At 71.0% G+C, this 23,367-nt stretch carries 18 protein-coding genes and 1 pseudogene; 7 read left to right on the forward strand and 12 right to left on the reverse strand.

Going from position 1 to position 23,367, the window contains the following annotated elements:
- Positions 1 to 158 precede the first annotated feature (158 nt).
- Complete coding sequence (locus tag WMF28_RS00655; RefSeq protein WP_437485370.1) at positions 159 to 476, forward strand: putative quinol monooxygenase; 318 nt, start codon at positions 159 to 161, stop codon at positions 474 to 476.
- Here the strand turns inward: WMF28_RS00655 and WMF28_RS00660 are convergent.
- Positions 457 to 1,404, reverse strand: a complete 948-nt coding sequence (locus WMF28_RS00660; RefSeq protein ID WP_437600052.1) for a LysR family transcriptional regulator — start codon at positions 1,402 to 1,404, stop codon at positions 457 to 459. The genes WMF28_RS00655 and WMF28_RS00660 overlap by 20 nt on opposite strands.
- Positions 1,405 to 1,860: 456 nt before the next feature.
- On the opposite strand from WMF28_RS00660, the gene WMF28_RS00665 reads away from it, so the two are divergent.
- The 3 genes from WMF28_RS00665 to WMF28_RS00675 all read left to right on the forward strand — a co-directional run bounded on the left by WMF28_RS00665 (position 1,861) and on the right by WMF28_RS00675 (position 5,826).
- A complete protein-coding gene (locus tag WMF28_RS00665; RefSeq protein WP_437600053.1) occupies positions 1,861 to 3,543 on the forward strand; it encodes a DUF1588 domain-containing protein in 1,683 nt (560 codons plus the stop codon).
- 22 nt (positions 3,544 to 3,565) lie between these two features.
- Positions 3,566 to 4,945 carry a DUF1552 domain-containing protein gene (locus WMF28_RS00670; protein ID WP_437600054.1) on the forward strand — a complete coding sequence of 460 codons (1,380 nt, stop codon included), beginning with the start codon at positions 3,566 to 3,568 and terminating at the stop codon, positions 4,943 to 4,945.
- Positions 4,946 to 5,052: 107 nt separating this feature from the next.
- Complete coding sequence (locus WMF28_RS00675; RefSeq protein ID WP_437600055.1) at positions 5,053 to 5,826, forward strand: DUF6748 domain-containing protein; 774 nt, start codon at positions 5,053 to 5,055, stop codon at positions 5,824 to 5,826.
- Positions 5,827 to 6,118: 292 nt separating this feature from the next.
- Here WMF28_RS00675 and WMF28_RS00680 read toward each other — a convergent pair whose 3' ends face one another.
- Together WMF28_RS00680 and WMF28_RS00685 are read right to left on the reverse strand one after the other, a co-directional pair.
- The gene (locus WMF28_RS00680) at positions 6,119 to 7,123 is read right to left on the reverse strand and encodes a hypothetical protein (RefSeq protein WP_437600056.1); all 1,005 of its coding nucleotides are present in this window, start codon (positions 7,121 to 7,123) and stop codon (positions 6,119 to 6,121) included.
- Between the two features lie 113 nt (positions 7,124 to 7,236).
- Complete coding sequence (locus WMF28_RS00685; RefSeq protein WP_437600058.1) at positions 7,237 to 7,878, reverse strand: lamin tail domain-containing protein; 642 nt, start codon at positions 7,876 to 7,878, stop codon at positions 7,237 to 7,239.
- Between the two features lie 251 nt (positions 7,879 to 8,129).
- Between WMF28_RS00685 and WMF28_RS00690 the strand changes: the two genes are divergently transcribed.
- Positions 8,130 to 9,329: a hypothetical protein gene (locus tag WMF28_RS00690; RefSeq protein ID WP_437600059.1), complete on the forward strand. Its 1,200-nt coding sequence runs from the start codon at positions 8,130 to 8,132 to the stop codon at positions 9,327 to 9,329.
- Between the two features lie 36 nt (positions 9,330 to 9,365).
- On the opposite strand, the gene WMF28_RS00695 is transcribed toward WMF28_RS00690, so the two are convergent.
- The 4 genes from WMF28_RS00695 to WMF28_RS00710 form a co-directional block, all read right to left on the reverse strand.
- A complete protein-coding gene (locus tag WMF28_RS00695) occupies positions 9,366 to 9,680 on the reverse strand; it encodes a rhodanese-like domain-containing protein (RefSeq protein WP_437600060.1) in 315 nt (104 codons plus the stop codon).
- 185 nt (positions 9,681 to 9,865) lie between these two features.
- Positions 9,866 to 11,815 carry a family 2A encapsulin nanocompartment cargo protein cysteine desulfurase gene (locus WMF28_RS00700; protein WP_437600062.1) on the reverse strand — a complete coding sequence of 650 codons (1,950 nt, stop codon included), beginning with the start codon at positions 11,813 to 11,815 and terminating at the stop codon, positions 9,866 to 9,868.
- Positions 11,802 to 12,710 carry a family 2A encapsulin nanocompartment shell protein gene (locus WMF28_RS00705; RefSeq protein ID WP_437600063.1) on the reverse strand — a complete coding sequence of 303 codons (909 nt, stop codon included), beginning with the start codon at positions 12,708 to 12,710 and terminating at the stop codon, positions 11,802 to 11,804. Before WMF28_RS00705 ends, WMF28_RS00700 begins: the two co-directional genes overlap by 14 nt.
- A 604-nt stretch (positions 12,711 to 13,314) precedes the next feature.
- On the reverse strand, positions 13,315 to 14,409 hold the full coding sequence (locus tag WMF28_RS00710; protein ID WP_437600064.1) for a CAP domain-containing protein: 1,095 nt from the start codon (positions 14,407 to 14,409) through the stop codon (positions 13,315 to 13,317).
- Between the two features lie 230 nt (positions 14,410 to 14,639).
- On the opposite strand from WMF28_RS00710, the pseudogene WMF28_RS00715 reads away from it, so the two are divergent.
- A pseudogene (locus WMF28_RS00715) lies at positions 14,640 to 15,518 on the forward strand (PA4780 family RIO1-like protein kinase); the annotation flags it as partial.
- Positions 15,519 to 16,324: 806 nt separating this feature from the next.
- On the opposite strand, the gene WMF28_RS00720 reads toward WMF28_RS00715, so the two are convergent.
- Complete coding sequence (locus tag WMF28_RS00720; RefSeq protein ID WP_437600065.1) at positions 16,325 to 17,116, reverse strand: hypothetical protein; 792 nt, start codon at positions 17,114 to 17,116, stop codon at positions 16,325 to 16,327.
- A gap of 265 nt (positions 17,117 to 17,381) precedes the next feature.
- Here WMF28_RS00720 and WMF28_RS00725 point away from each other — a divergent pair, with 265 nt between their 5' ends.
- Positions 17,382 to 18,374 (forward strand): amidohydrolase family protein, encoded by a 993-nt coding sequence (locus WMF28_RS00725; protein ID WP_437600066.1) that lies wholly within the window; start codon positions 17,382 to 17,384, stop codon positions 18,372 to 18,374.
- 23 nt (positions 18,375 to 18,397) lie between these two features.
- On the opposite strand, the gene WMF28_RS00730 is transcribed toward WMF28_RS00725, so the two are convergent.
- The 4 genes from WMF28_RS00730 to WMF28_RS00745 all read right to left on the reverse strand — a co-directional run bounded on the left by WMF28_RS00730 (position 18,398) and on the right by WMF28_RS00745 (position 23,108).
- A complete protein-coding gene (locus tag WMF28_RS00730) occupies positions 18,398 to 20,035 on the reverse strand; it encodes a hypothetical protein (RefSeq protein WP_437600067.1) in 1,638 nt (545 codons plus the stop codon).
- Positions 20,036 to 20,110: 75 nt separating this feature from the next.
- On the reverse strand, positions 20,111 to 21,145 hold the full coding sequence (locus tag WMF28_RS00735) for a hypothetical protein (RefSeq protein ID WP_437600068.1): 1,035 nt from the start codon (positions 21,143 to 21,145) through the stop codon (positions 20,111 to 20,113).
- 65 nt (positions 21,146 to 21,210) lie between these two features.
- On the reverse strand, positions 21,211 to 22,485 hold the full coding sequence (locus WMF28_RS00740) for a FecR domain-containing protein (protein ID WP_437600069.1): 1,275 nt from the start codon (positions 22,483 to 22,485) through the stop codon (positions 21,211 to 21,213).
- Complete coding sequence (locus WMF28_RS00745; RefSeq protein WP_437600070.1) at positions 22,476 to 23,108, reverse strand: RNA polymerase sigma factor; 633 nt, start codon at positions 23,106 to 23,108, stop codon at positions 22,476 to 22,478. Before WMF28_RS00745 ends, WMF28_RS00740 begins: the two co-directional genes overlap by 10 nt.
- Positions 23,109 to 23,367: the final 259 nt, after the last annotated feature.

The following is a 23,367-nucleotide window of genomic DNA, read 5'->3' on the forward strand; positions in this document are numbered from 1 at the left end:
CGAGAGCGTAGAGGTAGCCGCCGGGAGGGTCAAGAAGCCGGCCATCGGCGCCGCTGATGGATCCATCAAGAACAGCGATGGGCGGAGCGGCCGCGCGGTCGTCATAACCCTCCCTATCAAGCGCGGCGCGCAGCGCGCCGCAGAACAAGGAGACCCTCATGACGACTACAAAGCTCCCTGCCGTGACCCGCTCCCTCCTGGTCCGGATCGAGGCAAAGCCCGGCAAGGAGGCCGAGGTCGAGGCCTTCCTCCGCAGCGCCATCGGCCTCGCCGTCGAGGAGCAGCGGACCATTCACTGGTTCGCCCTGCGGATCGGCCCGTCGACCTTCGGTGTCTTCGACACCTTCGTCGAGGAGGACGGCCGCAAGGCGCACCTCGAGGGCCCGATCGCGGCCGCGCTGATGGCGAAGGCGCCCGAGCTGCTCGCGACCGCGCCCGTCATCGAGCGCGTCGACATCATCGCCGCGAAGCCTTGACGCCGCTCCCGGGAGGGCGCTCGCGCGGCCGGGCGCCGCCTGCCTGCGGCTCGAGGCGGGCGGCGCGCGCGAGCATCGTGTCCCAGAAGCGCTGGAGCGCGGACGTCGGCGTGCGATCCCCCGAGCGGACCAGCGCGATCGTGCGCTGGAGCGCCGGGTCGATGAGCGGCCGCCGGGACGCCTCGGCGAGCAGCACCGAGTGCTCCGGCATGAAGGCGAAGCCGAGGCCCGCGTGGACGAGGCTCTGGACCCAGTCCTCGCGCTCGGTCCGATACGCCGCATACAGCTCGACGTCGCGGGCCGCGCACGCGGCCGTCACCGACTCGCGCATCTCGCACGCGAGCCGATCGAGGTACGGCTCTCCCCTCAGATCCTCGATCCGGAGCGCCTCGCGCGCCTCCAGCCGATGGCCGGGCGGCAGGACGACGACGTACCGCTCGTCGTAGAGCGGGGCGACGACGCACCAGTCCGGGACGGCGACACCGAGGCTCGTGATGACGACGTCGACCTCCGCCTCCTCCAGGCGCCGCAGGGTCTCCGCGTGCATGGCGACCGAGATCTCCAGCTCCACGCCCGGCGCCTCGCCGTGGAACGCCGCGAGCGCCCGCACGAGCCGCGCCGGCCCGATGGTGCACAGGGCGCCGACGCGGAGCGGGACCTGCTTGAGGCGTCGGTGGTTGTCCGCGATCACCTGCACGGCCTGCGTCTCGTCGTGTAGCCGCTGGAAGCGAGGCAGCACGTGCTGTCCGAGCGCCGTCAGCTTCGCGCCGCCGCGCTCGCGCAGGAGGAGCGCGCCGCCCAGCTCCTCCTCCAGCTTCTTGATCGCAGCGGTGAGCGCGGGCTGCGAGACCGCGCAGCGCTCTGCCGCGCGGGTGAAGCTGCGCGTCTCGGTGACCGCCAGAAAATAGCGGACCTGGTGGATCTCCATGGACGCCCATCTTCGCCCGGTGCCGGAGCGTGCGCCACCGGGTGCGCCCGGTCGAGGTGCGTGAGCCCACCTCACCGTGGGCTGCGTCCGGAGCGGTCACCTGAGCGCGCCGTCGCGCAGGACCCGCGAGACCGCTGGATACTATGCCCGAGCAATAGATTTACGATGCACATGCGCGCATCAATCCATCGGGCTCGAGGAGAGCCGCTGGCGGGCCGATTGGAGTAGACATCGTCCATGGGGTCGCTCACATTCGAACTGAAGGGGCACCGCTCTGCTCGGCTCTGGATCGGTCGTCCTGCGCAGCGGGACCTTCGTCATCCACTACAGCGCGACAATGAGGCTGTACGTTGGTGAGCGGCTACAGGAAGCTTGATTTGCGAATAGCGTTTGGACTCTGGCCTCCTCGAGGGAGCGGTGTCAGTCGAGGCGCGCGTGCGCATGTGGAGATCCGATATGAGTGTTCGATCTCTCGGCTGGATCTGCGGTCTAGGTCTGTGGGCGCTCGCCTGCACAGGGCAGATCGGCGATCCGTCCTCGAACACGGCGGCCGGCGGAACCGGCAGCGACATTCCCGCGCCGCAGGCCGACGGCAGCTTGCCGTACGCGGCGCCTCAGCCGGTCTCCGCGGCGCTGCGCGCCCGCACGTGGCTGCTCACCCCGGAGGAATATGGTCGCTCCGTCCAGAGCGTGCTCGGCGTGCCGGTCGACGTTTCCGACATGGAGCCCGTGCCGGACAACGGCGTCTATCCGAACATGTCCACCAGCGGTCTCGTCCGCGTGACCCTGGCCGAGCAGGTTGCGGCCAAGGCCGAAGCCGCGGTGCTCGCGCTCAGCGAGCAGCAGCTCCGCGCATTGATTCCGTGCGGCAAGGTGGACGCGACGTGCAAGGCGGACTTCCTGCGTGCGGTGGTCAGCAAGGCGTTCCGGCGGCCCGCGACGGCGGAGGACCTGACCCATTATGGCGAAGTGTTCGATCTCGCCGCCGAGTCCGGGGATCCGGCGCTGCCGTTCCGCTGGGCGCTGAAGGGCGTGCTGAGCTCGCCCTATTTCCTGTACCGGACCGAGATCGGCGCGCCGAGCGACGAGGCGAACGCCGCGTTCCGGCTGACGAGCCACGAGATCGCGACCTTCCTTTCGTACAGCGCGCTCGGCGCGCCGCCCTCTGCGAAGCTTGTCGCCGCCGCCGATCGCGGTGAGCTGGCCGATCCCGCGCTGCTCCCTGGTCACATCGAGCAGCTGCTCTCGACGCCGGGCGCCACCGACCAGCTCGGTCATTTCCTCGTCCAGTGGTTGCGGTTGCACACGTTCGAGGCCGAGGTGGAGAAGTTCGAGGACGTGTTCCCCGGCTTCGCGGAGGTGAAGGCGGCGATGTTCGCCGAGACGCAGCGCTTCCTCCGTACGAACGGAGGCATGGAGGGCTCGATCGCGAGCCTGTTCACGGCGCCTGTGCCAGAGGCCGATCCCGCGCTCTCCGCGTTTTATCGCAGCGACGCATCGGGCGCGACGGACACCGCGCGGAGCGGCCTGCTCTCGCTCGGCTCCGTGCTCGCCAAGACAGCCAAGCAGTACCTCACGTCCCCGACGCTCCGCGGCCTGTTCATCCGCGATCAGCTGCTGTGCCAGCACATCACGTTGCCCGAGAACTTCACGCCGCCGCCGATCGAAGAGAGCGAGCAGCGCATGGCCCCGAAGACCACGCGCGAGCTGTACGAGACGCACGCCGCGCAGTCGGCCTGCAAGGCTTGCCACGCGCTGACCGACAACGTCGGCTACATGCTCGAGAATTTCGACGGCGCGGGCCGCTATCGGACGCTCGAGCAGTACAAGAGCCCGTCGCTCACCGCGCCCGTGGCCGGGCCGCAGCCGATCGACGCGGTGGGCCGGCTGCTCAACACCGACGTCGACGGCGAGTATGACAGCGCCGCCGAGCTGGGGGAAGCGCTGTCGCGCAGCTCCTGGGTCCGCGAGTGCGTGGCGCGGCAAGCCTTCCGCTTCTATTTCGGCCAGGCCGAGTCTGCGCGCGGTATCCCGCCGGTCGTGCAGGGCACCGCGGCGCTGGATCGCACCGGTCTCCTGCGCGACCTGCTCGTGGCGCTCCTCTCTTCGCCGAGCACGGTGGAGCGCGTGCGCGAATAGCTCCGGCCATCGAGGATCGAACATGCCCAGGCCCTTCGACGTATCCAGACGAGACATCCTGAAGACGACGCTCGGCGCGATATTCCTGGCGCCGCTGCTGCGCCACCGCGAGGTCGGGGCGCAGACCGTCGTGCCCAAGCGGCTGGTGCTGATCTTCACGCCCGACTCGCACCCGCCCGAGTGGTGGCCGACCGGCAGCGGGTCGACGTTCCAGCTCCAGGAGCCGCTCGCCGATTTCCGCGGCCTGGAGAGCGACATGCTGTTCTTGCGCCGGCTCGACCATGCCTGGACGGTCGGGAACCATCACGAGGCGGGCATGGCGCAGCTGTTCACGGGCGCGCGCTTCAGCGACGACAGCTCACGCCACGCGAACGGTCCCTCGCTCGATCAGATCCTGCTCAAGAGCTCCGACCTGCGCGGCGGCACGCCGATCGCCAGCATCCACCTGTGCGTCGCCGATCGCGGCGGCGCCGACAAGCGCCACATCATCTCGTACAGCGGCGCCGGCCAGCCCATGACGCACACGGCCGATCCCGCGCGCGCGTTCAGCACGATCTTCAGCGGCGTCACCTTCGGCGGCGCCGCGCCGACGCCCACCGCGATGCCGGACGCCGTCGCGGACGCGAAGCGCAGGGCCGACCAGCGCATCCTCGAGATCAACACCGGCGAGCTCAAGACCCTCCAGCGCTTCCTCGGCCAGGCCGAGCGCCAGAAGCTCGAGCTCCACGTGGAGGCGCTGTTCGAGCTGCAGCAGCGCATCGCGGGCATGGGCAGCGGCGCGTCGGTCCCGGCCGGTGGCGCGTGCGAGCGCGTGGATATCTCGGGCTACAACGGCAGCACCAACAACGCGACGACGATCACGCGCTGGGCGCAGATCCAGGCCGACATCATCGTCAACGCGTTCACGTGCGATCGCACGCGGGTCGCGGACTACCACTTCAGCTTCTCGGGCGGCCACCACGAAGGCCTGCTCGGCTTCGGCCAGAGCTGGCACGACGTTGTCGCGCACGTCAGCCGCACGAACGACAGCATCACCGTCGGCGGTCAGTCGATGACCACGCGCGAGGCCTTCATGAAGTTCGATCGCTTCTGGGCGAGCCACGTCGCGTACCTGGCGAAGAAGCTCGCCGGCATCCGCGAGGGCAGCGGCACGATGCTCGACAACACGATCCTGCTCTGGGGCGTGGAGAGCGGCACGAACCACAACCACAGCCCGCGGGACATGCAGTACCTGGTCATCGGCGGGAAGAACCTGGGCGTGAACGTGGGCCAGTACATCAACAACACCACCGCGCAGAGCGCGAACAAGCTGCTCACGTCGGTGATGAATGCGCTCGGCCACGCCGCGACAGGCATCGGCATCGAGCCGAGGTGCGGCCCGCTGCCCGACTTCCTCGCCTGACGCGCGCATCGTGGAGGGCGAGCTTCCTGGAGAACGTGCCCGAGAGCGCGCGCGCTCGCGAGGCGCCCGTGCCAACGTCACCCTGTGTCTGCTCGTGGAGAACACCGATGCTCAATTTCACCCATCACCGCGTCTCGCTGCTCACCCTCGTCGGACTCTTGACCCTGCCAGCGTTGGCCTGCGACGTCTCGGGCGGGGACGTCGTCGTGCGGGACGAACCTCAGGCCGAGCTCGCCGTCGAGGACGCCCCCGGCGCGCTGACCAAGGCCAAGGTCGCCGTGGCCGACTATTACATCGTGACGCACCCTGACTACCGCAGGTGCGTTTCACCGCTCTGCGGCGGCCATTTCGTCGCCCGCGTCAACACGAGCGTGACCCCTTGCGCCGATGGGACATGGCAGGAGGAATGCCATATGTTCGAGCTCGATCTGTCGAGGCTCGGGCTCGACCCATCGACCGAGGACAAGGCCAAAGAGGCGTTCGCCGCGGGGACGGCGCTGGTCCGCGGCGCGCTGAAGCAGGTCGACCTCGGCGACCTCAGGGGGTGGCCGGCCGACGTGCTCATCGCCAGCGAGATCTGGCTCGGGGCGACCGGCAACACGCCCGAGGGCCATTTCTCTCGCGTCGATGAGACCGGGATCGTCTGCATAACCCACCCGTGCCCCTCCCTCTCCGAGCTGAGCCTGAACACAAACCTCAGCGCTTCGCTCGACAGCATCGATCTGTCCGCGTCCGGGGCCACGCCGGCGCAGGTCGACACCGGCATGCGCGCGCTCTACGAGAGCGGTCTCTTGATCGCCGGCGGGCACGCGGTGGTCACCGGTCCGGCCGGCTCGATGAACCGCCTCGACGCGGCGGAGTTCTACCTGCGCCTGCAGTGAGGCCGGCGCGGAGGGCTGTGACCGCCGCGGCGTGACAATCCTCACCTTCATGAGCGCCTCCTCGGGATCATGCGCCTCATCGGACCGGACCCGCGATGACGACGTGGATCCACGGGTGGACGGAGATCCGATGAGACGCGCTCAGAACAACGGGAGGCGGCCCGTGTCGATTCCAGAAGCGGGAGGAGCTACCGTGGAGGGACGGTGGTGGGCGCGTGCGAGAGCCGAGGAAGCGAGCGCGCCCGGGGGCCGCGAGCAACGACCGGCGCGGCCTCGGGACCTCGGGCGCCGCTCAGGGCGCCTGGCAGGACACGCGGTGGACCGGCTCCTCTTTCCCTTCGCCGATCGTCACGTAGTCCCATCCGCCGGGCACCCACGCGATCGCCTCGGCCTGCTCCTCGTCGGGTGACGGCAGCACGCAGGGCGAGCCGGCCAGGGCCTGCGCCACGGTCTGATCCGGTGTCATCGGGTAATAGAGCACGTGCGAGGAAGTCCGCAGCAGCACGCCCGTGCCGTCCGGGCGCACGTCGCCGCCCGTGAAGCGCGCGCTCCCGGCGGGCGGCTCGATGGAGCCGGCTCCGACGAGCGTCGCCGGCGCGCCCGGGGCGGGCAGCGCCGGCAGCTCGTAGATGCGAGAGATGCCCTTGTTGACCTTCGTCACGAGGGTGAGCGCCCCGGTGGTGGGGTGAATGAGCAGCGTCTCCGCGTCGTGCCTCCCGTCGGGGTACGAGAGCACGAACGCCTCGGCGGTCGAGGGGCGCGGCGCTCCTCCGAGCGTGTCCGGCTCCTGCACGCTGTACACGGCATAGCTGTCGCGCTCGCCGTCGTTGTCGCCGATGTCCGCGAGGAACAGGCAGCTGCCCCCGCCCGTACGGCAGGGACCGCGCGCGATGTCCTCCCAGTCGATGGCGGCCGCGCCGGCCACCTTCACCTCGGCCCGCAGCGCGCCGTCGAGCCCGATCGCGAAGAACCGGGGGTCGTCGCCGCGGTCGTTGTGCACATAGAGCGCGTCCGGGTGCAGCCCGCCGGCGACCACGCCGGAGCACTCGTCGATGTCGCCCCGCGGAAGCGCGCCGACCTGCGCCGGCCCGGCGCAACGAGGGCAGCCCGAGACCCGCACCTCCGGCGGCTCCGGGGCCCCGCAACCCGACAGGAGCAGCGAGAGCGCGAGCGCTGGCGGCGCCGAGCGCCGCGCCAGGGCCCCTGGCGCAGGCCCGCCACGCGGACGGGACGCCCGGAGGGGACGCGGCTGCAGCAACGGGGCGCGGAGGATCTCGATCGCAGGCGTCGGTGACATCAGGTCTCCTGTTCGGTGAGGTGCTCGCATGCTTCGCTGCTGCTCGACGCGGCGGGATCGGTGTGTCGACGACCGGCGGGCGCCGGGGGGGGCGCCGCGGCCCCCCCGAGGCGCTAGGGCGCCGCGTTCGCCGCCCCGGGGGTGGGCGCCGTGACGGTGCCCTCGCCGGTCAGATCGGGGAGCCTGCCCCACGTCTGCCCATCCGCTGCCGCCTCGATCGGGTACTCCAGCTGGGTGAGCACCTGGTCGTTCGGCGAGATGAGGGAGACGGTCTCGCCCCTGGAGGCGCTCACCTTCCAGGTCACATAGAAGCAGCTGCTCGGGCCGCCTACCGGCAGGCACGTGGTGTGGGGCCCAAAGCCGGCCTCGACGGCCTGATCGCCGAGGACGAGCAGGTACTCCCCTGGGGCGAGCTGCGTGCCCGCGGGGAACGTGAGCGCGTCGGACGTGTTGCACTGCCCGGTCTCGTTGGCGTCGCAGAGGCCGAACCCGCCGAGGTCGGCCGATCCCGGGCCCGGGTTGCCAAGCTCGATCCAGTCGCCGTCCTTGGCCGAGATCTCGTTCACCACGACGGTCGTCGTCGCGGCCCCGCCGCCCGTTCCCCCTTGCCCGTTGCCGCCGGTGCCGCTCGATCCCTGGGACGCGCTGGTCGCGCCCGTGCCCGGCGCGCCGGTGTCCTCCGGCTCGTCGCCCGAGCCGCAGCCTCCCGCGCAGAGCGCTGCGACACAGAGCAAGGTGAATCGAAGTTGTGCCATCACGATGTTCTCCTCGGCGCACAGCACACGGCGGTCCCGGCGCCATGTCAATGGGGCGGCGCGCGCGGGCTCCCCGGCCGCGGGGCCGCCCCCTGCTCGTTCCGTCACCCGGATCGCGTCGGGGCCATCCCCCATCGGCTCGCGGGGCATCGCCGCGGAGCTTGGGGTACCATGCCTTCAGCCGTGTCGCGGCGAGAGCGGCCCGAGAGCGGTCGACGCCGCTGCCCGCATACTTTCGGGGTGAGGAGGACATGATGCGACGACCGCTGGAGCTGATCTTGTGCCTGTCGATGGGGACCGTGCTCGGGGCCTGCGGGGACGACGCGAGCGGGGGGGAGGGGACGACCGACGCGGGCGGCACCGGCGCGACGAGCGCGTCGGGCGCGGGCGGCGCGGGCGCAGGCTCGGGCGGCGCGGGCGCAGGCTCGGGCGGCGCGGGCGCGGGATCTCCCGCGCATGCGGGGGGCGGCCCGCCGGCGGGCAACCCCGACGGGCGCTGCGCTGTGCCGGCCGAGGCGCGGGCCGCCGACACCTCGTCCCCGACGACGGTGATCGGCGACGGGACGCCGGCGAGCTGCACCTCGGAGGCCGTCGTCCGCGCCGTCGCGGCCGGCGGCATCATCACCTTCGACTGCGGCCCCGACCCGATCACGATCACGCTCGAGGAGACCGCGAAGATCTTCAACGATACCGGCCCCGAGATCGTGATCGACGGCGGCGGGCTCGTGACCCTGAGCGGCGGCGGGCAGCGGCGCATCCTCTACATGAACACCTGCGACGAGGCGCAGGTCTGGACGACACCGAGCTGCGACAACCAGGATCACCCGCGCCTGACGATCCAGAACCTCACCTTCATCGAGGGCGACTCGACAGGCGATGACGACGAGGGCGGCGGCGCCGTCTTCGCGCAGGGCGGGCGCCTGAAGGTCGTCAATTCGCGCTTCTTCAACAACGCGTGCGACGCGGCCGGCCCCGACGTCGGCGGCGCGGGGATCCGCGCCTTCATGCAATACAAGGGTCTGCCGCTCTACGTGGTGAACAGCACCTTCGGCGGCGCCGAGGGCCACGGGAACGCGTGCGCGAACGGCGGCGGCATCAGCAGCATCGGCGTCTCGTGGACGGTCGTGAACAGCCTGTTCTCCCACAACCGCGCGCTCGGCAACGGCGGCAACCCCGCCGAGGCGGGGACGCCGGGCGGCGGCAGCGGCGGGGCCATCTACAACGACGGCAATACCATGACGCTCACGCTCTGCGGGACCCGGATCGAGCGGAACGAGGTGAACGCCCACGGGAGCGCGATCTTCTTCGTGAGCAACGACCACACGGGGAACATCGTCATCGATCGGTCGGTGATCACCGAGAACGCCGGCGGCTCCTGGTACCCGACCTACCCGCAGATCTCGAACCACGACGACACGCCGATCGCGGTGACGGACTCGGTCATCGAGTGAGCCCCGCCCGGCTCGACGGACGCGCTACCCAGCAGCTCAGCTGTGCTCGAGCGGAAGCCCCGCCTTCACCCAGCCGCTCGTGCCACCGTCCAGGTTGTAGAGCTGGTTGAACCCGAGCCGCTCCGCAAGCTTCGCCGCCGTCAGGCTGCGAGCGCCCTTCGCGCACACGAAGACCACCCGATCGCGCGGCAGCGCACGCTGCGGATCCGCCCTCAGCTGATCGAGGGGCACAAGCCGCGCGTGCGGCACGTGCCCGACCGACCACTCGCGCGGCTCACGCACATCCACAACGTCCACCTCTCCGCTCTGGATCAGAACGTCCGCGTCCCTGGGAGAAATCGTCTGGATCATTCGTCCACTATAACGGACATGTGCCCGGCTGGCAACCCGGGGGACACAAGTTCGCCGCCACGACGAAATCCTCCGAAATCCCGTGTTTCTGGCTTGTTTTGAGGATCCCGGCGCGGGGGCCTGCGGCGAGGGCAGATCGGCAGGGAGGGCGTGGCCTCCGTCTCAACGGACAACCGCCGGTCAGGTCAACGCGAGCGCCCGACCTGGATTCGACGCAGTGCGTCAACCAGCGCGTCGATGTCCTCGCAGGTGTTGTAGGGGGCGAGGGACGCGCGCACGGTGCTCTCCAGGCCGAAGCGACGCAGGATGGGCTGCGCGCAGTGGTGGCCCGAGCGCACCGCGATGCCCTCGCGATCGAGCGCCCCGCCCACGTCCTCGGTGCGCTGCCCGTCGAGGACGAAGGAGAGCACGCCCGCCTTGTCGGGCGCGGTGCCGATGAGCCGCAGCCCGGGGACGGTCATGAGGCGGTGGGTCGCGTAGTGGAGCAGCTCGTGCTCGTAGCGGCTGACGTTGTCGATCCCGATCCGCGTCACGTAGTCGAGCGCGGCGCCGAGGCCGACCGCGTCCGCGATGTTGCCGGTGCCGGCCTCGAAGCGGGCCGGCGGCGGCTGGTAGACCGTCCGCTCGAAGGTGACGTCCGCGATCATGTTGCCGCCGCCCTGCCAGGGCGGCATCGCGTCGAGCACCTCGCCCTTGCCGAAGACGACGCCGACGCCCGTGGGGCCGAACACCTTGTGGCCGGAGAACACGTAGAAGTCGCAGTCGAGGAGCTGCACGTCCGCGCGCATGTGCGACACCGCCTGAGCGCCGTCCACGACCACGCGCGCGCCGTGCCGGTGCGCCATGGCCACCATCTCGCGGGCGGGCGTGATGGTGCCGAGCGCGTTCGACACCTGCGTGAGCGAGACGATGCGCGTCCGCGGGCCGAGCAGCTTCTCGTACTCCTCGAGGATCACCTGCCCCCGGTCGTCCACGGGCGCGACACGGAGCCTGGCGCCCTTCTCGGAGCAGAGCTGCTGCCACGGTACGATGTTGGCGTGGTGCTCGAGCCACGTGATGACGATCTCGTCGCCCGGGCCCACGTTCCTCCTGCCCCAGCTCTGGGCGATGAGGTTGATTCCCTCCGTGGTGCCGCGCACGAACACGATCTCGCGCGTGGACGGGGCGTTGAGGAAGCGGCGCACCGCCTCGCGCGCCGCCTCGTACGCGTCCGTCGCGCGGGCCGCGAGCGTGTGCGCGGCGCGGTGGATGTTGGAGTTCTCGTGCTCGTAGAAGTACGAGAGACGATCGATGACGGCCCGGGGCTTCTGGGTCGTCGCCGCGTTGTCGAGCCAGATGAGCGGCTTGTTGTGGACCCGCTCCTCGAGGAGGGGAAAGTCCCGGCGGATCGCGTGGGCGTCGAAGATCCCGGCGGAGGCGCCCAGGCCGCGGACCAGCTCTGGATCGACCGCGCGGATCTCGTGGGCCTCGATCCGGGGAGCGCCGACGGGCGACTCGATGCCCAGCGCCGGCGCGCCGGGCACGAAGTAGGGGTCGGCGCCACGCGCCGCGAGATCGCCCAGCACCGGGATGCGGAGCACCTCGTCGACGGCTCCCAGGCTCAGCGGCTCGGAGCCCACGAGCGGGACGCGCACGAACCCCGCGTGAACCGCCGAATCCGGCAGCGCCGCCTCGCCGGGGTAGGCGGGGGTCGAGCCGGAATGAGCGGGGGCCGAGCCGGGAACCGCGGGGGCCGAGCTGGAATACGCGGGGGTCGAGCTGGAATACGCGGGGGTCGAGCCGGGGACCACGGGGGCCGTCGCCGCGGAGGGCTCCGTGGCAGACAACGGCGCCGCTCCAGGCGCCAGCGCGGGCGGGGCGGGCGACAGCGACGGCGCGGCGCCGGGCAGCGGCGCCGCGGGCAACGCCGACGCCCCCTGCTTGATCGGCGCGCCGAGCATCTCGTTCGCGAGCTGCGCGATCATCGCGGCCATCGCGTCGGCGTCAAAGCCGGGGACGCCGGGCGCCGGCACGTGCGCGGCGCCCGGCGCGGAGAGAGGCGCGGCGAACGGCGCGCCCCCAGAGCTCCCCACGGTCCGGGTCACCTGCGGCAGAGCGCCCTGGAGATCCGTCGTGTGGAGCTCACTTATACTCATAATAGCTGTCCACCTCGACGCCCTCGAGCACGCCGAGCGCATCCTCGGTCAGAACGGCCGCCGAGCAGTAGAGGGATGCGAGGTACGAGGCCGCCCCGGACTGATTGATGCCCATGAAGCGAATGGACAGGCTGGGGCTCACCTCGCCGGGGATCCCCGGCTGGAACAGGCCCACGACGCCGCGCTTCTTCTCGCCGGTGCGGACCAGCAGGATATCGGTCTTGTTGCCCGCGAGGTGCAGCTTGTCGGTGGGGATGAGCGGGAGGCCGCGCCACGTGAGGAACGGCGAGCCGAACAGGGTCACCGTGGGCGGCGGAACGCCGCGCTTCGTGCATTCGCGACCGAACGCCGCGATGGCCCGCGGGTGCGCCAGGAAAAAGGCCGGCTCCTTCCACACCCGCGCGATGAGCTCGTCGAGATCGTCCGGCGTGGGGCCGGCGCCGCGCGGCTTGACCCTCATGCTGCCATGCACGCTGTTGAGCAGGCCGTAGTTGCCGTTGTTGAGGAGCTCGTCCTCCTGCTTCTCCTTGAGCTTCTCGACGAGGACCGTGAGCTGCTCCTTCACCTGATCCATGGGGCTGCGGAACAGGTCGGAGATCCGGGTGTGCACCTGGATCGTCGTGGTCACCGTGTTCAGCACGTACTCGCGCGGCTGCTCGTCATAGTGGATGTGCGCCACGGGCAGATCGGCAGCGTCATCCGGGCTGCAATCGACCGCGAAATCGTTCTCGGCGACCCGGTTGAGCCGGTACACGCCCGCTTCGACCGGCGTCCAGGGAAGCAGGTGTACGAGCCAGCGCGGGGTGGCTCCGGCCCACTGCGGCGGCGTCTTGCTCGTGTTGGCGTGTTGGCGTGCGGCACGCTCGCCAAGCAGGTGGCCTTCATGGTTGCTCATGGCAGGGCTTTTCCTCGAGCTTTGGCACGTGGGGGGAATGTCTACGCCAAAGCTGATTCCATGACTACACATTCCCCACGGGGCACCGCAATGGCGCCGGTGATCTCCGGGACACTTTCCTCCTGTAAAACAGAGGTGACTTCCACGATAGTGGACTGTTGTGACCCGGAGGTAACCCGGAGGTTTCCTCCATGATGCACGACGATAAAGCGCGACCGCGCGCGCCGGGAGGGGGGGACGTCAGCGGATATCGGCGGACGTCAGAGCCCACCGACCTTGCGGCGTCCCTGGGACGTAACTGGGACGTAAAAGGAGAGGCGCCAGGCGAGGGAGCGCCGACCCCGAGCCACGAGGCGCCGTCGACCGGGGCGGAAGGAGACAAATGGCTCGGCGGTGACCGTCCGTTATGTTGGGCGTTATATCCGCTGGTGTTTCAGGTGCCGCATTCGCTGCCCGCTCGACGTCCCCCGAGCTCGGGGCCGCGGGGGCGCGCCGTCGCACCCCAGAGGCTCCATGTCGAACGTCCCACGCGGCTGGTTCGAAGACAGCGAGGGCAAGACGATCGTGGTCATCCTCCCCGATTCGGGCGAGCTTCTGCCCCGCATCACTCGCACGGGATGATCTCGACCTCGTAGTCGATGGGCTCGCTCACGCCGGTCACATGGATGGCGTAGGTGTGACCGGCCTGGGCACTCCAGCCCTGCGGGTTGAAGCGGAGCGCGAAGGCGCTGCCGAAGTTCGGGTCGAGCTGCGTCACCTGGACCGGGAGGTTCTCCCCGGCGTCGGTCACCGTCACCTGCGCGTCGCGGAGGTCGATCCGCGAGCTCTGGATTGTCCAGCCCGTCTCGTCGAGCGGCGCGTAGGAGGCGTGGAGGGCCCCCGAGGGGAAGGGGCCCGGCGCGGGCCATGCGATGAACGGCTTATCGCCGGAGCCCGACCCGCCGAGGACCACGATGCAGGAGTAATCGCTCGTGGAGCCGAGCCCGATCGGGCCGAGCTCCTCGGAGAGGAGCCAGCGGCGGTGGCCGATCGTTGTCTCGTTGCCGGGATCGGCCATGTAGAGGTCGAGGCTCTCGACGCCGGGAGTCGGCGAGATGACGCTGGTCGCGGCCCCCTCGGCGCCGAGCTCGGTGTAACAGGTCCAGCTCCGCGGCGGGCTGTGCGACAGCATGCCGTTCGCGTGCATCATCAGCGCGCACGCCTGCGCCTTCTCGTCGCGGAGCGGCTCGGTGGTGACGGGGGGCAGCCCGGCGATGAAGCGGTAGAGGTTCAGGAGCTTGACCGCGTTCACCCGCCCCGCGGCCGGGACCTCGCCGCCCACGCACGAGCTCACGTCGCCGTTCCAGGCGCCTTCCTTGACGTCGCTCCGGTCGGCGTTCCAGCGAGCGCACACCTGCTCACCCGTCGAGCCGCCGCCACCGCCCGCGCCCACGCCCGCCCCGCCCGCGCCCGCGCCCGCATCGCTTGCGCCCGCCCCGCCCGCACCCGCATCGCCTGCGCCCGCGCCCGCGTTGCCCGAGCTCGCGTCAGTCCCTCGGCCGCCAGCGCCCCTCTCGCCAGCGCCCTCGCCCCCCGTGCCGTCCTGTGGACCCGCGTCTCCCGTGGCCGTCGGGGCTCCCGCGTTGCCAGTGCACGCGGCGGAGAGGGCGAGCAGGAGAAGCGCCGTGCTCGGCGCAACAAGCTCTGTGCGATATCCCATGGTGTAAGGCTCCGGGCCGCTCGACGTGAGCGGGCAGCCATCCAGCCTACATGGGCGCGCGACGGGCGTAAACGCACGGCTCCTCGCGCGCGAGCGCGGCGCCCCGCCTCCTGGCGCCGCCGCGGGGCCGCGGGGCCGCGGAAGCGGGGGAGGACCAATCCAGTTGCGGCGCCCCACGTGGTGCGACTAAAAAGACGGCGAGCGATCCCCGGCGGAGAAGCAAGAACGACATGCGAATTCCCAGCAGCCTCACGTCTCTGGCCGACCAGGGGCTCATCGAGGAGGTCGTGCGCCCGCTGATGAGCGGCAAGGAGGCGGAGGTCTTCCTGGTGCGCGCCGGCGGCGAGCTTCGGGTGGCCAAGGTCTACAAAGAGGCGCAGAACCGGACCTTCAAGAACCGGGCGGAGTACACCGAGGGGCGCAAGGTGCGCAACAGCCGCGATCAGCGCGCGATCAACAAGCGCTCGCGCCATGGTCGTGCGCAGGATGAAGCCGCGTGGAGATCGACCGAGGTGGACATGATCTTCCGCCTGCGCGACGCGGGAGTGCGCGTCCCGATCCCCCACCATTTCATCGACGGTGTGCTGATCATGGAGCTCATCACCGACGCCTACGGCAACCCGGCCCCGCGGCTCGCCGAGGTGAGCCTGAGCCCCGACGAGGCGGTGAGGGTCTTCGACCGATTGCTGGCAGAAGCGGTCCGGATGCTGAGCGCCGGGGTCGTGCACGGCGATCTGTCCGACTTCAACGTGCTGATGGGGGCGGACGGGCCGGTCGTCATCGATTTTCCGCAGGCAGTGGACGCTTCCAGCAATCAGAACGCGCGAAAGCTGCTGCTGCGCGACGTCGACAACCTCCAGCGCTTCCTCTCCCGGTTCGCTCCCAACCGGCAGCCTCGCCCCTACGCGCAGGAGCTGTGGGAGCTCTACTCGTGCAGCCAGCTCACGCCCGAGACACGGCTGAGCGGTCGCTTCCGGGCGTCTTCGAGGCGGGCCGATACCGAGGCGGTCCTGGAGCTCATCAGCGATGCCAACCACGACGAGCGCCGCCGCCGTGAAACGCAGGGGCTGAACATGCGGGGCGTATCGCCCCCGCCTCGCAAGGTCGAGGTGGTGATTCTACCGAGCGGCCCGCGAGACCGGGCGCGCCGGAACGCTCAGGAAGCACAGGCGGGCGGCGGGGAGAACGCGCGCCCAGGACACGCGGGAGGCGGGGCGAACACGCGCCCGGGACAGGCGGGCGGCGGGGCGAACGCGCGCCCGGGACAGGCGGGCGGCGGGGCGAACGCGCGCCCGGGACAGGCGGGCGGCGGGGCGAACACGCGCCCGGGACAGGCGGGCGGCGGGGCGAACACGCGCCCGGGACAGGCGGGCGGCGGGACGAACACGCGCCCGGGACAGGCGGGCGGCGGGGCGAACACGCGCCCGGGACAGGCGGGCGGCGGGACGAACACGCGCCCGGGACAGGCGGGCGGCGGGACGAACACGCGCCCGGGACAGGCTCGCCGCGCGGGCGGATAAACGTAGAGCTTTCGCTCGTGTCAAGCCTCGCGGGGACGGCGCCTGGTGAGCCGTTCTTGGCTCACCGGACACCCGCTTGCCCCGTCGCAGGGCTGGCGCGGCGTGCTCCGAGCGCAGCTGTGGCTCGACGACCGCGGCGAGCGCTCGCCATGACGGGGGTGGGTCGTGTGCCCAGCTACTCGGCGGTGAACCCGAACGCCATCGGTTCCCACGTCGGGTGAAGTGATTGATGTCGCCGACGAGCTACCTCTCGTCCTCCGCGAGCGTGAAGTCGATGACGGGAACAACTTCCGCAGACTCCGGCCACGAGGTGACGAGCTGAATAGCTGCCTGGAAAACAGGGCTCACTCAGGGGGCATGGTCCCGAGCATGGATCTGACCGAGCTCACCGACGCTCAGCACTCGCACTCGTCCTCTCCTTCGTAGGACTTGGCGATGAACGTGATGTCGTACGGATAGCTCGCCTCGGGCGGCCCATAAATGCGGAGGAGCAGATCGTCCGCCGAATCCAGCCCCTCGCCGTCGAGCCACACCCGTCCATGGTCGCTCTGCTCAGATCCGATGAGATTCATCGTGGCAGCGCTATAGACCTCCACGAACAGCGTGTTCTCCGGACGGGATGGGGGAGTGTACTGCTCACAGCTCGCGCCGCAGAGCTCTGCCCCGGCGGCCAGGACGCGAAGCTTCCAGTAGACCTCTTCGAACCCGAGAGACGTGTCGAGCAGGTACCAGTCTTCGTCTCCCTGGCAGAGGACAAAATCGATCCTCGAGAACCACGCGTCGGGAGATCCGCTGCCCCCCGCTGTATAGGCGAGCGGCGCCGCGGAGAGGGCCCCGTCATTCCCCTCGTAGGCGTCATCTGCGCAAGCCGCCGCTCCGCCGCTCCCGGTCTCGGCGCTGCTTCCACCGGCTCCACCACTGTCGCTGCTGCTGCCGCCGCTGCCGCCGCCGCCGCCGCTGGTGCTGCTGCTGCCACCGTCTCCGCCGCTGGTGCTGCTGGTGCTGGTGCTGCCACCGTCTCCGCCGCTGGTGCTGCTGGTGCTGCTGGTGCTGGTGCTGCTGGTGCTGCTGGTGCTGGTGCCGCCGCCGCTGCTAGCGCCTCCAGTGCCGGGGCCCACGTCGTCGTCCGGCTCACGCGAGCAAGACGTCGTTCCCAGCAACAAGGTGTAGAGCGCTGCCAGACCCATGAGACGAATCGAGCTACGGATGGACGACATAAAGATTCCTTTGGGCACGGGTGAATAACGACCTTCAAGGCGAGGCTTCGCTGTCGAAGCGCGAGCGTCGAACGTCGAACGAACCAGGGTTGGATGTGGATTGTCAATCACATCATTTTCTCATGCATCCCTCCATTCCTCGTGGCGCCAGCCCGGCTGCCGCGTATCCTTGTCGGCCATGGATCCGCATCGCTCATGTCGCTCTCGTCGCTCGCGCCGTCGTCGTCCTCTATCGATGGTCTCGCACGCGGAACGCTGGGCTCGCGTACGCGGCGTGGCGTGGGGAGCCGCGCTCGCCGCCGTCCTGGGATGCCGCTCCTCGCCGGCCCCGTCGGCCGGTAAGGAGGTCATCGACGTCCATGTGCACCTGACGCAGGCCGACGCGGTGGCACCATTGCTCGCCCACATGGCCAAGCATCGGATCGATCGCGCCGTCATCCTGGCAAGCCCGGACCTGACCAGCGGCCGCGGCGGATCCGGGCTCTCCGGCTACCGCGCAGGCAACGAGATCGTCCTCGACGCGGCGACGGCTCACCCCGGGAAGCTCATTCCGTTCGTCACCGTGGAGCTGGGGCACGACGACCTCCCGTACCTCGCCGAGCTCCGCCGCCGAGGCGCCTGCGGCGTGAAGCTCTACCAGGGGCACAACCTCTTCCACGAGCGTCCCCTCGACGACCCATCGCACCAGGCGATGTGGCAGGCGCTCGCCGATCAGGCTCTCCCGGTTCTCCTTCATGCCAACACCGTCCGTTACCGGAGCGAGCTCGAGGCGGTCCTGCGCGCCTTCCCCAGCCTGCGGGTGGCGTGCGCACACCTCTGCGGCAGCCGCACCGATCTCGCGCGCGTGGAGTCCTTGATGCAGGCGTTTCCCCGCCTCCTCGTCGATACGAGCCATGGCTCTGCCGGCCCGGCGGCAGAGGGGTTTGCGAACCTCGAGCGCGAGCGCGCCCAGCTCCTCGGGCTGTTCTCTCGCTGGCCCGAGCGCTTCCTGTTCGGGACCGATCTCGTGACGAGCGGGCTGAACCCCACGTCCACGGAGATGTGGGACCTGCAGGCGGAGTCGAACATGGGTCTCTTGAAGGCGGAGAATTTTCGTTTCTTTCGTCGAACCGAAGGTCAATCAGCCCGCGTCCTCGGCACCTATCAGGGCCTTCATCTTCCCCCCGAGCACCTCGACCCCGTCCTCGGTCAGAACGCCGCGCGGTGGCTCGGCCCCTGCCTGCGGTGAATGTCGTCCCGCCGCCCGCGGCCTCAGGGGCCGAACTTCGCGAGGAAAAGATCCAGGGCGAGCCTCGGATTCACCAGCGGCCCCGTGCCAAAGTCGATCGTGCCGAGGAACGGCCCGGCGGCGAACACGTTGCCGGCCGCGTCCATGCCCGTGGAATAGCCGTACTGGTCCCCCCTGTCGCCGGTGTGCTTCACCCAGCGCACGGTGCCCGTCGCATCGAGCTTCGCGACGAAGGCATCGCCATAGGTGCAGGCCATCAGGCCCGTGCCGAAGTCGACGTCGCCGTACATGAAGCCGGTGATGGCGATATCGCCGTCCACGGTCGTCGCGACGTCCAGCGCCGTCTGTGGCCCATGCTGCCCGAGGCGCTTGGCCCAGAGGAGCTCGCCTGCCGGGTTCAGCTTGGTCACGAAGGCGTTGCCGCCCCACGTGATAGAGCCGGACTCAAGATATTCGAACCCTCCTGCGCTCACCAGCGGACCTCCGCCGAAATCCACGCTCCCGAGGAACGTCCCGCTGATGACGATGTCTCCAGCGCCGTCGACCGCGACGCCGTACGCCCTCTGGATCGCGGCGTCGCCGAACCGCTTGCTCCAGAGGTGCTCTCCGGCAGCATCGAGCTTCGCCACGAAGATATCGTCGCGGCCCGCGGAGAACAGCGGCCCGCCGCCGAGGTCGAGCGCCTCGACGAGGTAGGAGCCGAAGCTGCCGGCGAGGACGATGCTGCCCGACGCGTCGAGAGCGACGTTGTGGATCTCCGTATAGCCGTCGAAGTGCTTGCTCCAGAGGCAATGCCCCGCAGGGTCGAATTTCACGATGAACGAGTCGAGCTCATCGGTGCTGGTCAGCGTGGCGCCGCAGAGGCTGATCTGTTGATGGAAGCTCCCTGCCACGACGACGTTCCCGGCTGCGTCCATGGCGATGCTGTCCGCGTATTGATAGGCGTCAGCGCCGAACCGGGTCGACCATACGTGATCTCCGTCTGCCGTGAAGACGGCCACGAAGGCGTCGAGCGATCCGTCCGATCCCACGAGCGGACCGCCTCCGAGATCGATGCTGCTGGCGGAAACCCACCCCGTCGTCGCAATGAGCCCCGCCTGGTTGACCGCGATGTCACGCGCGTAGGTGAAACGGGAGAATTCCTTGTGCCAGAGGACACCTCCTTCGCCGTCGAATTTCGCGAGGGCGAAGGCGTCGCTGCCCCCGGTCGAGAGCGGACCGTCGCCGAAATCGACGCCATCGGCAATCCCCGTCGCGAGGACGACGTTGCCGGCTTCCTCCACGGCGATGCGGCTGCCCGCCCAGAGGCTGGCTCGGTCTGCGTTCGCGCTGAGTTGCCGGCTCCAGAGAGAATCGCCGGTGCCGGGTGCGCCGCCGCTGCCGCCATTGCCGCTGCCGCCGCTGCCGCCATTGCCGCCGTCGCTGCCGTCGCTGCCGCCATTGCCGCCGCCGCTGCCGCTGCCGCTGCCGCCATTGCCGCCGTCGCCGGCGCCGTCGCTGCCGCCATTGCCGCCGCCGGCGCCGCCGCTGCCGCCGCTGCCGCCTCCTCCCGTCGCATCACCTCCGGCGCCATGGCCGTGAATGGGATCGAGCGGGATCCTGTCGCACGCGGTGGCGAGCGCGACGAGTACAATGCATCCAGGTACGATGAGCTGTTTCAAGGAGAACCCTCCGCTCGCGTTTGAACAAGCACGCGTGTCGTGCTTCCATGAATGGCCGCCCGTCGTCGCGGCGGCTCATCGCTGGACGACGACGCCGAGCGAGAAGGACGCGAGCGGGCTGAACGTCGAGATGACCCGCCCTGCGATCCGGATGTCGACAGGCGGGATCGCCGCGCCGCCGAGCGCGCCTGCCGTGAGATACAAGGAGTCGATGAGCCGAAAACGCGCCTCGCCTCGCCCATACACGAGGGCGGTGAACGTGGACTCGTCGCTGTCGACGTAGGGCGGTCTCGCGTCGCCGGACGCGCTCACATAACCGAGACCCAGGCCGGGGGAGAGGACGAGCCCGAAGCGACGGCTCCTCGCGATGGGCGCGAGGACGAGCTCGGCGCCGAAGAGCGCGGGGAGAAAGCCGACCTTGCCCTCCGACGCCTCGATATCCGGGCCGACGACTGGCACTTTCGCCAGGAGCCCGACGCCGATCCGGGCCGAGGGCCAGATCCGGAGCGAGGCGTCGAGCGCCAGCGACGCGCCCGGCGCCTGCCATCCGACGGCGATCGCGACGCCCACATCGACGAGCGCGGCCCTGGGCGCCGCGGGCACCGGGAACGGCGGCGGGGGCGGCGCCCAGGCGCGGAGCGGAGGGCTGCGCCACGCCTCGGCGGGCACAACGGCCGGAGGCGCGACGGGCGCGACGGGCGCGGGCGGGAGCGGCGCCGGCACGACGGCCGGCGGCGTCGCGCCGGCGGGGGCGCGGGCCACCGACCGGAGCGCCCGCACGAGCTCCGCCGCGCGGAGCACTCGGGTGTCGAGCGGGCCGTCGGGCGCCACGCTCGCGACGAGATCCGCCCGTCCGCCCGACTCCGACCAGATCTCGATGGCCCCCTCCTCGCCCTCGGGGACGACGATGAGCAGCCCGCCGGGCGCCACCGCCGTTGGGCTCGCCTCGACCTGCACCCGCAGGCCCGCCGCCTCGAGCTCCTGCGAGAGCCGGTGCGCCAGCGCCCCGCGCGCGCCCGCCACGACGGTGACCGGCGACGGCGCGTCGGCGGCGCACGGCGCCGCGAGCGCCAGGAAGGCGGCGAGCGCGCCGCACGTCGAGCTCGCCACGGCGCGTGCTCCCGGCGAGCTCCGCCGGCGCCGGCCCGACCCCCGTGATCTCCGCGGGCGCAGGCTCAATCCGCCCCACCGGCGAGCGCCGCCGCGAGCCCGGCGTGGGCGCCGTTCGGGTAGGCCGCGAGATAGCGCGCGGCGAGCTCGCGGGCGCGCGCGTGGAGCCGGAGGTTCCTCGCGCACTCCAGGGAGCGGCCGAGCGCCTCCGGCGCGAGCGCGCCGCGGGGCCGCTCCGCGAGGTACACCGCGAACCAGCGCTCGGCCTCCGCCCACGCGCCGCGCCCGTCGAACGCCATGCGGCCGAGGTGGTACGCCGCCGCCGCCGCCGCGTCGCTCCCGGCAAACCGCTGGCGCGCCGCCTCGTAGAACCGGGCCGCCAGGTCCGGCTTGCGCGCCAGCCGCGCCGCGGAGCCGAGATCGACAAGCTCCGCTCCGCCGGCGCGCCCGAGCACCGTGTCGACGCCCAGGAGCTCCACGTCCGCGAGCGCGTCGCCGAGCTTGCCCGCGGCGAGGTGCGCGCGCCAGCCGGCGGAGTGAGCCTCGGCCAGGGGCGCCGCCGCGCGAGCCGGCGGCGAGGCAGGGGAGGCGGGCGCGGCGGCGCTCGCGCTCGGGAGGAGGGCGGGAGCCTGCGCCGACGGGCTCGCTTGCGGATCAGCCGCCGGAGGCGCGGCGGCGCGAGGCGCCGCGCACGTCAGCCGTATCGACTCGGGCGCGGCGACGGCGCGCCCGGACGGCTCGACGCAGGGGCCCAGGACGCGCACCCGGCCGGCGATCATCGAGACCGCGAGCTCCTCGGCTTCCGTGTCCCACGTGACGTCGAACTCCGTGCCGATCACGTGGACCTCGAAGGGCCCGCCCGCCACCACCCACCGGGTGTCGCCGCGGTGCACGACACGCACGCGCAGCGATCCGCGCTCCAGGAGGACGCCCGCGCCCAGCGGGCCGACCTCGGTCACGCGGGCGCGCGTCCCCGGCGCGAGATCCACGCGCGACCCATCCGAGAAGTCGAGCCCGACGCGCGACGCGTCGGCGGCGACCCACCGGCCGACGGCGCCCGGCGACCCTTCGACCCGGTAGGTCAACGGGTCGCCCGGCCGCGACAGCGCGAACACGAAGACGAGCGCGAACGCAGCCGCGACGCACGCCGCCGCGAGCGCGAGGCCGACCCGCCGCGAGGAGGGAGCCGCGCTGGCGCGCAGCGAGAGCGCGGCCTCCTTGCGGTAGATCGCCTGGAGCCGATCCGCGGCCCGGGGCCGCGCCAGCCGCTCGAGCGCGGCATCCTGGTGCGCGGCGATCCGGCGCCCCAGGGCCTCGACGTCTTTGGTCCTCAGGTCCATCGGTCGCCCTCCTCGAGCCAGCTGGAGAGCGCCTCGTCCTCCTTGCAGCGCTCGACGAACGCGAGCTCCGCGCGGTGGATCCGGCGCTTGATGGTCGCCAGCGACACGTTGCACGCGGCGGCCACCTCGGTGAGCTCCTGGCCCTCGACGATCCGCAGCGTGAAGGCGAGCCGCTCGTCGGGATCGAGCGTCTCCAGCGCCCGGTAGAAGGCGCGCACGCCCTGCCGCGCCTCCGGATCGACGCTGGCCGCGATCTCCGGCAGCTCGTCGCTCGCGAAGAACGCGAGCCAGCGGTGACGCCGCTTCCTGCGGATCGCCTCGCGCGCGACGAACACGGTGACGCCGGTGATGAACGGCTTCAGCGCCTCGGGCTCGCGCACGTCGTCGATGCGCGAGAACACCCGGGCGAACACGTCCTGCACCAGGTCCTCCAGGCTCCGGATGTCGCCCAGGATGCGAAACAGCATCCGCTCGACGAGGCCCGCATACGCGTCGAGCAGGCGGCGCTCCGCCGCGGGATTCCGGGCGTGCAGGCCGCGCAGGAGGTCGGGCGAGGTGGGCTGCGCGCCGGCAGGGCGGTCCGGTGGACGAGGCTTTCGGACGACGCGGAGGTGCACGGACATCGCGGTAGCCCGTTAGATGGCCGGACCCCGTCGCGACGGCTCATCCAGGGCGAGCCGCGCCGCCCGCGCCCACGATCGGCGTCCTGTGGCCCGGCCGCTCCCGCCCCACATCGCCCTTCCCCCGCACCTCCTCCTCGCTCATGACTTAACCGGTTCATCTAATGACACGCTCCGCGGGACGCCCCGTCCGGCTCCCCCCGATGCGATGTCTCCCACCACCGCGCCTCCCTGCCGACACACCGCGGCTCGCCGCGCCTGC

It is taken from the genome of Sorangium sp. So ce590 (assembly GCF_051521365.1).
Classification (GTDB): domain Bacteria; phylum Myxococcota_A; class Polyangia; order Polyangiales; family Polyangiaceae; genus Sorangium.